The 12,707-nt window shown below is 59.7% G+C and carries 25 protein-coding genes; all 25 read right to left on the bottom strand.

From position 1 onward, the window contains the following. Window positions 1-148 precede the first annotated feature (148 nt). The gene (gene rplQ, locus DIE08_RS24635; RefSeq protein WP_006477175.1) at window positions 149-544 is read right to left on the bottom strand and encodes a 50S ribosomal protein L17; all 396 of its coding nucleotides are present in this window, start codon (window positions 542-544) and stop codon (window positions 149-151) included. Between the two features lie 136 nt (window positions 545-680). After that, a complete protein-coding gene (locus DIE08_RS24640; RefSeq protein ID WP_006477176.1) occupies window positions 681-1,658 on the bottom strand; it encodes a DNA-directed RNA polymerase subunit alpha in 978 nt (325 codons plus the stop codon). 124 nt (window positions 1,659-1,782) lie between these two features. After that, entirely contained in the window at window positions 1,783-2,406 is a 624-nt protein-coding gene (gene rpsD / locus DIE08_RS24645; protein ID WP_012362893.1) for a 30S ribosomal protein S4, read from the bottom strand. A 155-nt stretch (window positions 2,407-2,561) separates the two neighbouring features. Further along, the gene (gene rpsK / locus DIE08_RS24650) at window positions 2,562-2,963 is read right to left on the bottom strand and encodes a 30S ribosomal protein S11 (protein ID WP_004197937.1); all 402 of its coding nucleotides are present in this window, start codon (window positions 2,961-2,963) and stop codon (window positions 2,562-2,564) included. A gap of 28 nt (window positions 2,964-2,991) precedes the next feature. Further along, complete coding sequence (rpsM, locus tag DIE08_RS24655; protein ID WP_039323572.1) at window positions 2,992-3,357, bottom strand: 30S ribosomal protein S13; 366 nt, start codon at window positions 3,355-3,357, stop codon at window positions 2,992-2,994. Between the two features lie 38 nt (window positions 3,358-3,395). Next, complete coding sequence (rpmJ, locus tag DIE08_RS24660; protein WP_004199844.1) at window positions 3,396-3,512, bottom strand: 50S ribosomal protein L36; 117 nt, start codon at window positions 3,510-3,512, stop codon at window positions 3,396-3,398. A 20-nt stretch (window positions 3,513-3,532) separates the two neighbouring features. After that, complete coding sequence (gene infA, locus DIE08_RS24665; protein ID WP_004521905.1) at window positions 3,533-3,751, bottom strand: translation initiation factor IF-1; 219 nt, start codon at window positions 3,749-3,751, stop codon at window positions 3,533-3,535. 9 nt (window positions 3,752-3,760) lie between these two features. Further along, on the bottom strand, window positions 3,761-5,110 hold the full coding sequence (gene secY / locus DIE08_RS24670; protein ID WP_006400642.1) for a preprotein translocase subunit SecY: 1,350 nt from the start codon (window positions 5,108-5,110) through the stop codon (window positions 3,761-3,763). 42 nt (window positions 5,111-5,152) lie between these two features. Beyond that, entirely contained in the window at window positions 5,153-5,587 is a 435-nt protein-coding gene (gene rplO / locus DIE08_RS24675) for a 50S ribosomal protein L15 (protein WP_006477180.1), read from the bottom strand. A gap of 26 nt (window positions 5,588-5,613) precedes the next feature. Further along, window positions 5,614-5,796 carry a 50S ribosomal protein L30 gene (gene rpmD, locus DIE08_RS24680; protein WP_006400644.1) on the bottom strand — a complete coding sequence of 61 codons (183 nt, stop codon included), beginning with the start codon at window positions 5,794-5,796 and terminating at the stop codon, window positions 5,614-5,616. 15 nt (window positions 5,797-5,811) lie between these two features. Next, entirely contained in the window at window positions 5,812-6,330 is a 519-nt protein-coding gene (gene rpsE / locus DIE08_RS24685) for a 30S ribosomal protein S5 (protein ID WP_006752931.1), read from the bottom strand. 14 nt (window positions 6,331-6,344) lie between these two features. Continuing rightward, the gene (rplR, locus tag DIE08_RS24690) at window positions 6,345-6,710 is read right to left on the bottom strand and encodes a 50S ribosomal protein L18 (protein WP_006477183.1); all 366 of its coding nucleotides are present in this window, start codon (window positions 6,708-6,710) and stop codon (window positions 6,345-6,347) included. Window positions 6,711-6,722: 12 nt separating this feature from the next. After that, a complete protein-coding gene (gene rplF, locus DIE08_RS24695; RefSeq protein ID WP_006758786.1) occupies window positions 6,723-7,253 on the bottom strand; it encodes a 50S ribosomal protein L6 in 531 nt (176 codons plus the stop codon). A gap of 18 nt (window positions 7,254-7,271) precedes the next feature. Further along, on the bottom strand, window positions 7,272-7,667 hold the full coding sequence (rpsH, locus tag DIE08_RS24700; RefSeq protein ID WP_006477185.1) for a 30S ribosomal protein S8: 396 nt from the start codon (window positions 7,665-7,667) through the stop codon (window positions 7,272-7,274). A gap of 14 nt (window positions 7,668-7,681) precedes the next feature. Beyond that, window positions 7,682-7,987, bottom strand: a complete 306-nt coding sequence (gene rpsN, locus DIE08_RS24705; RefSeq protein ID WP_006482884.1) for a 30S ribosomal protein S14 — start codon at window positions 7,985-7,987, stop codon at window positions 7,682-7,684. A 7-nt stretch (window positions 7,988-7,994) separates the two neighbouring features. Beyond that, window positions 7,995-8,534 (bottom strand): 50S ribosomal protein L5, encoded by a 540-nt coding sequence (gene rplE / locus DIE08_RS24710; RefSeq protein ID WP_006482882.1) that lies wholly within the window; start codon window positions 8,532-8,534, stop codon window positions 7,995-7,997. A gap of 16 nt (window positions 8,535-8,550) precedes the next feature. Next, entirely contained in the window at window positions 8,551-8,859 is a 309-nt protein-coding gene (gene rplX, locus DIE08_RS24715) for a 50S ribosomal protein L24 (RefSeq protein WP_006477187.1), read from the bottom strand. Window positions 8,860-8,868: 9 nt separating this feature from the next. Continuing rightward, on the bottom strand, window positions 8,869-9,237 hold the full coding sequence (gene rplN / locus DIE08_RS24720) for a 50S ribosomal protein L14 (protein ID WP_006752929.1): 369 nt from the start codon (window positions 9,235-9,237) through the stop codon (window positions 8,869-8,871). A 309-nt stretch (window positions 9,238-9,546) separates the two neighbouring features. Next, window positions 9,547-9,819, bottom strand: a complete 273-nt coding sequence (gene rpsQ / locus DIE08_RS24725; RefSeq protein WP_006752928.1) for a 30S ribosomal protein S17 — start codon at window positions 9,817-9,819, stop codon at window positions 9,547-9,549. Next, the gene (gene rpmC, locus DIE08_RS24730) at window positions 9,816-10,010 is read right to left on the bottom strand and encodes a 50S ribosomal protein L29 (protein ID WP_006400652.1); all 195 of its coding nucleotides are present in this window, start codon (window positions 10,008-10,010) and stop codon (window positions 9,816-9,818) included. Before rpmC ends, rpsQ begins: the two co-directional genes overlap by 4 nt. Before the next feature lie 9 nt (window positions 10,011-10,019). Then, complete coding sequence (rplP, locus tag DIE08_RS24735; RefSeq protein ID WP_059468475.1) at window positions 10,020-10,436, bottom strand: 50S ribosomal protein L16; 417 nt, start codon at window positions 10,434-10,436, stop codon at window positions 10,020-10,022. Window positions 10,437-10,438: 2 nt separating this feature from the next. Beyond that, window positions 10,439-11,239, bottom strand: coding sequence for a 30S ribosomal protein S3 (gene rpsC, locus DIE08_RS24740; protein WP_006482899.1), 801 nt, complete (start codon window positions 11,237-11,239; stop codon window positions 10,439-10,441). Between the two features lie 11 nt (window positions 11,240-11,250). Continuing rightward, a complete protein-coding gene (rplV, locus tag DIE08_RS24745; RefSeq protein ID WP_004199272.1) occupies window positions 11,251-11,580 on the bottom strand; it encodes a 50S ribosomal protein L22 in 330 nt (109 codons plus the stop codon). A 12-nt stretch (window positions 11,581-11,592) separates the two neighbouring features. Further along, a complete protein-coding gene (rpsS, locus tag DIE08_RS24750) occupies window positions 11,593-11,868 on the bottom strand; it encodes a 30S ribosomal protein S19 (RefSeq protein ID WP_004199273.1) in 276 nt (91 codons plus the stop codon). A 10-nt stretch (window positions 11,869-11,878) separates the two neighbouring features. Beyond that, on the bottom strand, window positions 11,879-12,706 hold the full coding sequence (rplB, locus tag DIE08_RS24755; protein WP_034209733.1) for a 50S ribosomal protein L2: 828 nt from the start codon (window positions 12,704-12,706) through the stop codon (window positions 11,879-11,881). Between the last annotated feature and the right edge of the window lies 1 nt (window position 12,707).

Raw genomic sequence — 12,707 nt, forward strand, 5'->3', positions numbered from 1 at the left:
CGTGACGACAGTTCCGTATCGTAGCGCAGCCCGCGCGACGCTGCCGGCCGCGGGCTGCGACAATCTTTCGCAGCCCGCGGCACTACAAAAAACAAAAAGGGCCAAGCAATCGCTCGGCCCTTTTCAGATACTGCTGCGTACTGGAAGCTTACTCGGCTTCTTGCACGTTTTCCGTTTCGTCGACTTCCGGACGATCGAGCAGCTCGACCAGTGCCATCGGTGCGTTGTCGCCGACGCGGAAGCCGAACTTCAGCACGCGCAGGTAGCCGCCCGGACGGTTCGCGAAACGCGGACCGAGCACGTCGAACAGCTTCGCCACCGAGTCACGATCGCGCAGGCGGTTGAACGCCAGGCGACGGTTTGCCAGCGACGGCTTCTTGCCGAGCGTGATCAGCGGCTCGACGACTTTACGGAGTTCCTTCGCCTTCGGCAGCGTCGTCTTGATGACTTCGTGCTCGATCAGCGAGTTGGACATGTTACGGAGCATAGCCAGACGGTGGCTGCTCGTGCGGTTCAGTTTCCGCAGACCATGACGATGGCGCATTTCAGTTTCCTTGATTCAAAGTTTTGATCCAGCTCTTCTATCGCACCGCTGGGGTGCACGGGCCGGTAACGAAAAAAGCAAGATGCGGATTTTAAAGGAAAATCCGCATCTTTGCCAACTACAGCAACAACCGGGCTTACTTGTCGAGACCAGCCGGCGGCCAGTTCTCGAGCTTCATGCCCAGCGTGAGACCGCGCGAAGCGAGCACTTCCTTGATCTCGTTGAGCGACTTGCGACCGAGGTTCGGCGTCTTCAGCAGCTCGTTTTCCGTGCGCTGGATCAGGTCGCCGATGTAGTAGATGTTCTCGGCCTTCAGGCAGTTCGCCGAACGAACCGTCAGCTCGAGATCGTCCACCGGACGCAGCAGGATCGGATCGATCTGCGGTGCGCGCGACGGTGCCTCGGCGGCCGTTTCCGTGCCTTCCAGCGCCGCGAACACGGACAGCTGGTCGACCAGGATGCGGGCCGATTGACGGATCGCTTCTTCCGGCGTGATCACGCCGCTCGTCTCGATGTTCATGACGAGCTTGTCGAGGTCGGTACGCTGCTCGACACGTGCGCTTTCGACCGCGTAGCTCACGCGGCGAACCGGCGAGAACGATGCGTCGAGGACGATGCGGCCGATGATCTTGGCCGTGTCTTCGCCGTAGCGACGGACGTTGCCCGGCACATAACCGCGACCCTTCTCGATCTTGATCTGAACGTCGAGCTTGCCGCCCTTCGACAGATGCGCGATCACGTGATTCGGGTTGATGACTTCGCAATCGTGAGCCAGCTCGATATCGCCGGCCGTGACGACGCCTTCGCCTTCCTTGCGCAGCGTAACCGTCACTTCGTCACGGTTATGCAGCTTGAACACCACGCCCTTCAGGTTCAGCAGCAGGTTGACGACGTCTTCTTGCACGCCATCAAGCGTCGAGTACTCGTGCACCACGCCTGCGATCGTCACTTCGGTCGGCGCGTAGCCAACCATCGACGACAGCAGCACGCGGCGAAGCGCATTGCCCAAGGTGTGGCCGTAACCGCGTTCGAACGGTTCCATGACCACCCTCGCGTGGTTCTCGCCCAGCGATTCCACGGCGATGATCTTGGGTTTCAGCAAACTGGTTTGCATGGGCTTTCCTTTTCAATACCCTCGGCTCGTTACACCGATAAGGCTGACCGGTAACAACCAGAAAATAAACAGCCGAGGCCCCCCCTTGCATAACGCAATCGGGGTACCTCGGCCGTCAATCGGATTAACGCGAATACAATTCGACGATCAGGCTTTCGTTGATGTCGCCTGCGATGTCAGCGCGTTCCGGCATTTGCTTGAACGTGCCTTCGAACTTCTTCGCATCGACTGCAACCCAGCTCGGCATGCCGCCTTGCTCGGCCAGCGACAGCGCTTCGACGATACGCGCCTGCTTCTTCGCCTTTTCGCGGATCGCGACGACGTCACCCGCCTTCACTTGCTGCGACGGCACGTTCGCGACGACGCCGTTCACGGTGATCGACTTGTGGCTCACCAGCTGACGCGCCTCAGCGCGGGTCGAGCCGAAGCCCATGCGATACACGACGTTGTCGAGACGCGACTCGAGCAGTTGCAGCAGGTTTTCACCCGTGTTGCCCTTGCGACGGTCGGCTTCAGCGAAGTAACGGCGGAACTGACGCTCCAGGACGCCGTAAATGCGCTTGACCTTTTGCTTTTCACGCAGCTGCGTACCATAGTCGGACGTACGTGCGCCCGAGGTACGGCCGTGCTGACCCGGCTTGCTGTCGAGCTTGCACTTGTCGGCGAGCGAGCGGCGCGCGCTCTTCAGGAACAGGTCGGTGCCTTCACGGCGGGACAGCTTGGCCTTGGGGCCGATATAACGTGCCACTTTGCATTCCTTTATCAATCAGTCACGCGGATCGAAATCCGCGCTAGTTCGCGCCCTTTGGGGCGAACGGTGGGCTTAGTCAATCAAAAAAGCAACGCCCGTCGACGCTACGCGGCGACAGGCAAATGTGCCAGCACGAACGTGCCAGCACATTCTTAGATACGACGGCGCTTCGGCGGACGGCAGCCGTTGTGCGGAATCGGGGTGACGTCCGAAATCGCGGTGATCTTGATGCCGAGGCCATGCAGTGCACGCACTGCCGACTCACGACCCGGGCCCGGGCCCTTGATCCGCACTTCCAGATTCTTCACGCCATATTCCATCGCCACGCGACCGGCCGACTCAGCAGCAACCTGAGCAGCGAACGGCGTCGACTTGCGCGAGCCCTTGAAGCCCTGGCCGCCCGACGTCGCCCATGCCAGTGCATTGCCCTGGCGATCGGTGATCGTGATGATCGTGTTGTTGAACGACGCGTGAACGTGAACCACGCCTTCAGCGACGTTCTTCTTAACCTTCTTGCGAACGCGTTGCGCCGCGGTGTTCGAAGCCTTAGCCATTACGTTTTCCTGTAACTGTCAGTTCCGCTTACTTCTTCAGCGCTTGCGCTGCACGACGCGGACCCTTGCGGGTACGTGCGTTCGTACGCGTACGCTGACCGCGCATCGGCAGGCCCTTGCGATGACGAACACCACGGTAGCAACCGAGGTCCATCAGGCGCTTGATGTTCATCGTCACTTCACGGCGCAGATCGCCTTCGACGATGAACTTGCCCACTTCTTCACGCAGCTTTTCGAGGTCTGCGTCGGTCAGGTCCTTGACCTTCTTCGAGAATTCCACGCCAGCTGCCGTGCAGATGCTGCGCGAGCGCGTGCGGCCGATACCGAAGATTGCCGTCAGGCCGATCTCGGTATGCTGGTGATTCGGGATGTTAACCCCTGCGATACGAGCCATTGTTTTTCCTCAAACAAAAAGCGCAAACAAACGCGCGGTCAGCCTTGGCGCTGCTTGTGGCGCGGATCCGAGCTGCAGATCACGCGAACGACGCCTTTGCGCTTGATGATCTTGCAATTGCGGCAAATGCGCTTAACCGATGCCATCACTTTCATGATAATACCCTTTTTTCAAATCACTTCGCCCGGAACACGATCCGCGCACGAGACAGATCGTAAGGCGTCAATTCAACCGTCACCTTGTCGCCTGGCAGGATGCGGATGTAGTGCATCCGCATCTTCCCGGAGATATGCCCCAACACGACATGGCCGTTTTCCAGCTTCACACGGAAGGTCGCATTCGGGAGGTTTTCGATCACCTCACCCTGCATCTGGATTACATCGTCTTTGGCCATAGTCCTTAATTAACGCATTGGGATGTTGCCGCCCTTGAAGTTTGCCTTCTTGAGCAGCGACTCATACTGTTGCGACATAACGTACGACTGCACCTGCGCCATGAAGTCCATCGTGACGACGACAATGATCAGCAGCGACGTTCCACCAAAATAAAACGGCACGTTCCAGCGCAGCACCAGGAATTCCGGCAGCAGACACACGAAGACGATGTAGATCGCACCCGCCAGCGTCAGACGCGTGAGGATACGGTCGATATATCGTGCGGTCTGATCGCCCGGACGAATGCCCGGAACAAACGCGCCGCTCTTCTTCAGGTTGTCCGCGGTTTCCCTGCTGTTGAACACCAATGCGGTGTAGAAGAAGCAGAAAAACACGATCGCCAGCGTGTACAGCAGCACATAGACCGGCTGGCCCGGCTTCAGCGCCTCCGCGACGTTATGCAACGTGTTGGAGATCCAGCTTCCCGACGGCTGACCCGTGCTGAACCAGCCGAGAATCGTGGCCGGGAACAGGATGATCGACGATGCGAAGATCGGCGGAATCACGCCCGACATGTTCAGCTTCAGCGGCAAGTGCGACGACTGGCCACCGTAGATCTTGTTGCCGACCTGGCGCTTCGCGTAGTTCACGAGGATCTTGCGCTGACCGCGTTCGATGAACACGACCAGGTAAGTCACCGCGGCAATCAGAACGACGATGATGATCGCCGAAATGATGCTCATCGAACCCGTGCGCACCAGCTCGAACAACCCACCGACGGCATTCGGGAACCCTGCTGCGATCCCGCCGAAGATGATGATCGAGATGCCGTTACCAAGACCACGCTCGGTGATCTGCTCACCCAGCCACATCAGGAACATCGTGCCGGTAACCAGCGTCACGACCGTCGTCAGCCGGAACAGCATGCCGGGGTCGATCACGAGGCCTGGCTGGTTTTCCAGCGCAGCCGCGATCCCGAACGCCTGGAAGGTCGCGAGCACCACGGTGAAATACCGCGTGTACTGCGTGATCTTCCGTTGCCCTGCCTGCCCTTCCTTCTTCAGCGCCTCGAGCTGCGGCGAAACGATCGCCAGCAACTGCATGATGATCGACGCCGAAATGTACGGCATGATCCCCAGCGCAAAGATCGTGAAGCGGGAAAGCGCGCCACCCGAGAACATGTTGAACATGCCCAGGATGCCGCCCGCCTGGCTCTGGAACAGCTTCGCCAGTTGATCCGGATCGATGCCCGGCACGGGGATGTGCGCGCCGATGCGATAGACGATCAGCGCCAGGAGCAGGAACATCGCTCGCCGACGCAGATCGCCGAATTTCGCCGTGCTTCGACCGGGTTTTGCAAGACTCGGGCTGTTAGCCAAGTACCTTCTCCGATGAATGCAAGTAACGACGCGCTACGCGTGTCACTCGGCGAACGAACCGCCAGCCGCTTCGATCGCAGCGCGCGCACCCTTGGTGGCACCGAGACCCTTCACGACGATCTTGCGCTTCAGTTCGCCCGTCGCGATGATCTTTGCGCTCTTCGTCAGCTCGCCGACCAGGCCGGCTTGCTTCAGTGCGAGCAGATCGATTTCATCGACCGGCAGCTTCTCGAGGTCGGAGAGGCGCACTTCACCGACGAATTCCTTCGTCAGCGAGGTGAAGCCGCGCTTCGGCAGACGACGTTGCAGCGGCATCTGACCGCCTTCGAAACCGACTTTGTGGAAGCCGCCCGAACGCGATTTCTGACCCTTGTGACCACGGCCAGCCGTCTTGCCGAGGCCCGAACCGATGCCGCGACCGACGCGACGCTTGGCGTGCTTGGCGCCAGCGGCCGGCTTCAGGTTATTCAATTCCATATCAACTCCTTGATCCGTAGGGCCGCTTACGCGATGACCTTAACGAGGTACGAGACCTTGTTGATCATGCCGCGGACCGCCGGCGTGTCCTGCAGCTCGCTAACCGAGTTGAGTCGGCGCAGGCCCAGGCCACGCACGGTCGCGCGGTGCGATTCGCGGGTCCCGATCAGGCTCTTAACGAGCTGAACCTTGACAGTTTTTTCAGACATGGTGACCACCCGGGCTTAGCCCAAAATATCTTCGACGGACTTGCCGCGCTTCGCCGCGATGTCTGCCGGGGTCGACTGCTTGCGCAGACCGTCCAGCGTGGCGCGAACGAGGTTGTACGGGTTCGTCGAACCGTGGCTCTTCGCCACGACGTTCTGAACGCCCATCACGTCGAACACTGCGCGCATCGGGCCGCCGGCGATCACGCCCGTACCTGCCTTCGCCGGAGCGAGGAGGACAGCGGATGCGCCATGCTTGCCGTGCACTTCGTGCTGCAGCGTGCCGTTCTTGAGCGGCACCTTGAACATGTTGCGGCGAGCTTGTTCCATTGCCTTCTGGACAGCGACCGGCACTTCCTTCGCCTTGCCCTTGCCCATACCGATACGGCCATCGCCGTCGCCAACCACGGTCAGTGCGGCGAAGCCGAGAATACGGCCACCCTTCACGACCTTGGTCACGCGGTTGACCGAAATCATCTTTTCGCGAAGGCCGTCGTCGCGCTCGTCAGCCTGAACTTTCGCTTGCATCTTTGCCATGACGAATTCCTTCCTTAGAACTTGAGCCCAGCTTCGCGAGCTGCCTCAGCCAGCGCCTTGACGCGGCCGTGGTAGCGGAAGCCCGAGCGGTCGAAGGCGACGGATTCGATGCCGGCGGCCTTTGCCTTCTCGGCAATACGCTTGCCGATCAGCGTCGCAGCATTAACGTTGCCACCCTTGCCCGACTTGTCGGCCAGTTCGGCGCGCACTTCTGCTTCGAGCGTCGACGCGCTGGCGAGCACCTTGGTGCCGCAGGGCGAGAACACTTGAGCGTAGATGTGCGTGTTCGTGCGATGCACGGCGAGACGCGCGACCTGCAGCTCAGCGATCTTGATACGCGTCTGGCGAGCGCGGCGCAGGCGAGATTGAGTCTTATCCATGATTGCGCACCCTTACTTCTTCTTCGTTTCTTTGAGGATCACAACCTCGTCGGAATAGCGCACGCCCTTGCCCTTGTAGGGCTCCGGCGGACGGTAACCGCGGACTTCCGCAGCCACTTGACCGACTTGTTGCTTGTTGATCCCCTTGATCACGATTTCGGTTTGCGTCGGGGTTTCAGCCTTGACGCCTTCCGGCATCTGGTGCACCACCGGGTGCGAGAAACCCAGCGACAGGTTCAGCTTGTCGCCTTGCGCCTGCGCACGATAACCGACGCCAACCAGCGTCAGCTTGCGCTCGAAACCCTTGGTCACGCCGTGCACGGCATTCGCGATGATCGCGCGCATCGTGCCCGACAGTGCATTTGCTTCGCGGCTTTCGTCGACCGGCGACAGATTCAGCGTGCCGTCGTTGTTCGCCACGTTCACGAGCGGATTGATCGCTTGCGTGATGGTGCCCAGCGGGCCCTTGACGGTGATTGCACCGTCGGCCAGCTTGACTTCCGCGCCTTGCAGCGCGATCGGGCTCTTACCTACTCGAGACATGTTTCTCTCTCCTCGGCTTTAAGCGACGTAGCAGATGACTTCGCCGCCGACGCCGGTAGCGCGCGCCTTGCGGTCGGTCATCACGCCCTTCGGCGTCGACACGATTGCCACGCCCAGGCCATTCATGACCTGCGGAATGTCGTTACGGCCGCGGTACACGCGCAGACCAGGCTTCGACACGCGCTCGAGGCGTTCGATGACCGGGCGACCTGCGTAGTACTTCAGCGCGATATTCAGTTCGGACTTCGCACCTTCCGCCTTGACGGCGAAATCGTCGATATAACCTTCGTCCTTCAGGACTTGCGCGATTGCAACCTTGACCTTCGACGAGGGCATCGCGACCGATACCTTCTCGACCATCTGCGCGTTGCGGATGCGAGTCAGCATATCGGCGATAGGATCACTCATGCTCATTTACGTTTCTCCTATTACCAGCTCGCCTTGGTCAGGCCAGGAATCTCGCCACGGAATGCGATTTCACGAATCTTGTTACGCGCGAGGCCGAATTTACGGAACGTGCCACGCGGACGGCCCGTGATCGCGCAGCGGTTACGCTGGCGGGTCGGGTTTGCGTTGCGGGGCAGTTGCTGCAGCTCAAGGCGTGCTTCGTAGCGCTCTTCTTCCGACTTGCTTTGGTCTTCGACGATCGCCTTCAGCGCTTCGCGCTTTGCTGCGAACTTCGCGACCAGGCGGGCGCGCTTCTTTTCACGTTCGATCAGTGCCAGTTTAGCCACGGTAACCTCAGTTTCTGAACGGGAACTTGAAGCTGGCGAGCAGAGCCTTTGCTTCGTCGTCGGTCTTCGCAGTCGTCGTGATGCTGATGTTCAGCCCACGCAGTGCGTCGATCTTGTCGTAGTCGATTTCGGGGAAAATGATCTGCTCTTTCACACCGATGTTGTAGTTGCCGCGGCCATCGAAAGCACGGCCCGACACACCGCGGAAGTCACGCACGCGGGGCAGGGCAACGGTCACGAAACGGTCGAGGAATTCGTACATCGCACGACCACGCAGCGTCACCATCGCGCCGATCGGGTAGCCCTGGCGGATCTTGAAGCCTGCGATTGCCTTGCGTGCCTTCGTGACGACCGGCTTCTGACCAGCGATCTTCGTGAGGTCGCCAACGGCGTTCTCGATGATCTTCTTGTCAGCGATCGCTTCGCCAAGACCCATGTTCAGCGTGATCTTGGTGATGCGCGGCACTTCCATGACCGACTTGTAACCGAACTTCTCGATCAGGCCGGGCACAACCTTTTCTTTGTAAAACTCTTGAAAACGAGCCATTTTTTACTCCGCTGCGTCAGGCGCTCAGTACGGCACCGGTCGTCTTCAGGAAGCGAACCTTCTTGCCTTCCTCGACCTTGATGCCAACACGCGACGCCTTGCCATTCGCGTCGACCAGTGCGACGTTCGAAATATGCAGGGGCATCGTCTTCGCTTCCACGCCACCCGTCGTACCCTTCATCGGGTTCGGCTTCACATGCTTCTTGACGAGGTTGATACCCTCAACCGTCACATGTTCTGCACCGACAGCCAGCACGACGCCGCGCTTGCCCTTGTCTTTGCCAGTGACGACGATAACTTCGTCACCTTTGCGAATCTTGTTCATCGCGACTCCTTACAGCACTTCCGGCGCCAGCGAAACGATCTTCATGAATCGTTCGCTACGCAGCTCACGCGTCACCGGCCCGAAGATACGGGTGCCGATCGGCTCAAGCTTGTTATTCAAAAGCACAGCGGCGTTGCCGTCGAACTTGATCAGCGAGCCGTCTTGACGGCGAACACCCTTGGCGGTGCGGACCACCACGGCGTTGTAGATTTCGCCTTTCTTCACGCGCCCGCGCGGCGTTGCTTCTTTGACGGTCACCTTGATGATGTCGCCAATGCCGGCATAACGACGCTTCGAGCCGCCGAGCACCTTGATGCACATGACTTCACGCGCACCCGTGTTGTCGGCTACTTCGAGCCGAGATTCGGTCTGGATCATGGTTTGTCTTTCCCAACTTAATCCGAATGCACCACCATGATGCATTCGGTCAGTCTTGGTCCCGTCAGCCAATCGGCTGCTTGGGTTGGAACAGCAGCGACGGCAAACGAAACCCGCCATCGCAATTCGGTGAATCTTTCGGACAGGCTGGCGCCAGTCCGCTTCCCCCACCAACTTCGCCCGCGACGGGGCTCCCATAAAGAGGGAAGACCGGGATTATAACAAATAATCCCGGTCACGCAAGCAAAAACTTTGCGATTTCAAGCACTTCTTGGCGAAGTGCCTGTTACTGCCAACTGCTCTGCCCGCTTAGATGACGCGAGCTGCTTCGACGAGGCGCGACACCGTCCAGGCCTTCGTCTTCGAAACAGGACGAGTTTCCTGGATTTCGACGAGATCGCCTTCGTTGCAGGTGTTCGCTTCATCATGCGCGTGGTACTTCTTCGAGCGCACGACGTACTTGCCGTAGATCGGGTGCTTGACGCGGTGCTCGATCAGCACGGTGACGGTCTTGTCCATCTTGTTGCTGACGACCCGACCGACCAGCGTCCGCTTCAGCGAGGTTTTCACGCTATCGTTCATTTCTGGTTCGCCTTCTGAGTCATGACGGTCCGCACACGTGCGATGTCGCGACGAACCTTCTTCAGCTGGCTCGTGTTCGTGAGCTGCTGGGTCGCGAGTTGCATGCGCAGGCCGAATTGCGCCTTCAGCAGGTCCGCCAGCTCCTTGTTGAGCGCGGCCTGGTCTTTCTGGAGAAGTTCGGAAGCCTTCATGTTTTCTCCTTAGGCGCCGAGCTGGCGCACGATGAACGTCGTCTTCAGCGGCAGCTTCGCTGCAGCCAGACGGAACGCTTCGCGTGCCAGTTCTTCGGTTACGCCGTCCATTTCATAGAGCATCTTGCCCGGCTGGATTTCGGCGACGTAGTACTCCGGGTTACCCTTACCGTTACCCATACGCACTTCTGCCGGCTTTTGCGAAATCGGCTTGTCCGGGAAGATTCGGATCCAGATGCGGCCGCCACGCTTGATGTGACGCGTCATTGCACGACGCGCCGCTTCAATTTGACGTGCGGTCAAACGACCGCGACCGATCGCCTTCAGGCCGAATTCACCGAACGACACTGCGTTGCCGCGCGTCGCCTTGCCAGTGTTACGACCCTTCTGCTCTTTACGATACTTTCTGCGTTTCGGTTGCAGCATCGTTATTCTCCAGTCTTGCCGTCTTCGGGCTTGCCGGCGCCACGGCGCGGTGCGCCACGACGAGCACCCGGAGCGCCGCCTTCGCCGTCACGGCGCGGACGACGGTCGCCCGGACGCGCATTGCGACGCGGACGCTTGTCTTCGGCTACTTCTTCGACCACCGGCGCGTCATTGCGGCCGAGCGTGTCGCCCTTGTACACCCAAACCTTGACGCCGATGATCCCGTAGGTCGTCTTCGCTTCCGAGGTTGCGTAGTCGATATCGGCACGCAGCGTGTGAAGGGGCACGCGACCTTCGCGATACCACTCCGTACGAGCGATTTCGATACCGTTCAGACGGCCTGCGCTCATGATCTTGATGCCCTGGGCACCCAGACGCATCGCGTTCTGCATCGCACGCTTCATCGCGCGACGGAACATGATCCGGCGCTCGAGCTGTTGCGTGATCGAGTCAGCGATCAGTTGCGCATCGGTTTCCGGCTTGCGGATTTCTTCGATGTTGACGTGAACCGGCACGCCCATGCGGCGTTGCAGTTCCGTCTTCAGCTGTTCGATATCCTCGCCCTTCTTGCCGATGACGACGCCCGGACGCGAGCTGTAAATCGTGATGCGCGCGTTCTTTGCCGGACGCTCGATGACGACCCGACCGACCGAAGCGTTCTTCAGCTTCTTCTTCAGGTATTCACGAACACCGATGTCTTCCTGCAGCATCGCCGCGAAATTGTTGTTGTTCGCGTACCAACGCGAAGCCCAATTGCGGCTGACAGCCAGGCGGAAGCCAGTCGGATGAATTTTCTGTCCCATCGTATGGCTCCTTAATTCCCGACCGTCACAGTGATGTGACAGGATTGCTTCTCGATGCGGTTACCGCGGCCCTTTGCGCGCGCGGTGAAACGCTTGAGCGATGCAGCCTTGTCGACGTAGATGCTCTTGATCTTGAGCTCGTCGATATCAGCGCCTTCGTTGTGCTCCGCATTCGCGATTGCCGACAGCACAACCTTCTTCACGATGCCAGCCGCCTTCTTCGGCGAGAACGTCAGAACGTTCAGCGCCTTGTCGACCGGCAAACCGCGGATCTGGTCAGCCACAAGGCGCGTTTTTTGCGCCGAGATGCGGGCACCGCGATGAATTGCTTTCACTTCCATCTTGATTGCCCCTTATTTCTTGGCCTTCTTGTCGGCCGCGTGACCCTTGAACGTACGGGTCAGTGCGAACTCGCCAAGCTTGTGGCCGACCATGTTTTCCGAGATGTACACCGGAACGTGTTGACGGCCGTTGTGAACAGCGATCGTCAGGCCGATGAAATCCGGCAGAATCGTCGAGCGACGCGACCAGGTCTTGATCGGCTTTTTGTCGCGCGAAGCTGCAGCCGCCTCAACTTTCTTCAGCAAATGGGCGTCGCAGAACGGACCTTTTTTTACAGAACGTGCCATTGCCTACTCCTTAACGCTTGTGACGGCGCTGGACGATCATCGTCGTCGTGCGCTTGTTGCTGCGGGTGCGGTAACCCTTAGCCGGCGTACCCCACGGGCTCACCGGGTCGCGACCTGCAGCCGTCTTGCCCTCACCACCACCGTGCGGGTGATCAACCGGGTTCATCGCAACGCCACGCACCGTCGGGCGGATACCGCGCCAGCGGTTCGCGCCAGCCTTGCCGATTTGGCGCAGGCTATGCTCTTCGTTGCCGACTTCACCGATCGTTGCACGGCACTCGATGTGCACGCGGCGGATTTCGCCCGAACGCAGACGAACCTGCGCGTAGACGCCTTCACGTGCCAGCAGCATGGCCGACGTGCCAGCCGAACGCGCCATTTGCGCGCCCTTGCCCGGCAGCATCTCGATGCAGTGGATCGTCGTACCGACCGGAATGTTGCGGATCGGCAGCGTGTTACCTGCACGGATCGGCGCTTCCGAACCCGACATCAGCTGTTGGCCGACGGTCAGGCCCTTCGGGGCGATGATGTAGCGACGCTCGCCGTCTGCGTAGAGCACCAGCGCGATGTTCGCGCTACGGTTCGGGTCGTATTCGAGACGCTCGACCTTTGCCGGGATGCCGTCCTTCGTGCGACGGAAATCGACGATACGGTAATGCTGCTTGTGACCACCACCCTTATGACGCGTGGTGATGCGGCCGTTGTTGTTACGGCCGGCGGTCGAGCTCTGCGAGTCGAGCAGTGCCGCGTACGGCTTGCCCTGGTGCAGATTCTTGTTGACCACCTTGACCATCGCGCGGCGACCCGGCGAAGTCGGTTTAACTTTCACGATTGCCATG

Source organism: Burkholderia sp. Bp9004, assembly GCF_003858025.1.
In the GTDB taxonomy this organism is placed as follows: domain Bacteria; phylum Pseudomonadota; class Gammaproteobacteria; order Burkholderiales; family Burkholderiaceae; genus Burkholderia; species Burkholderia diffusa.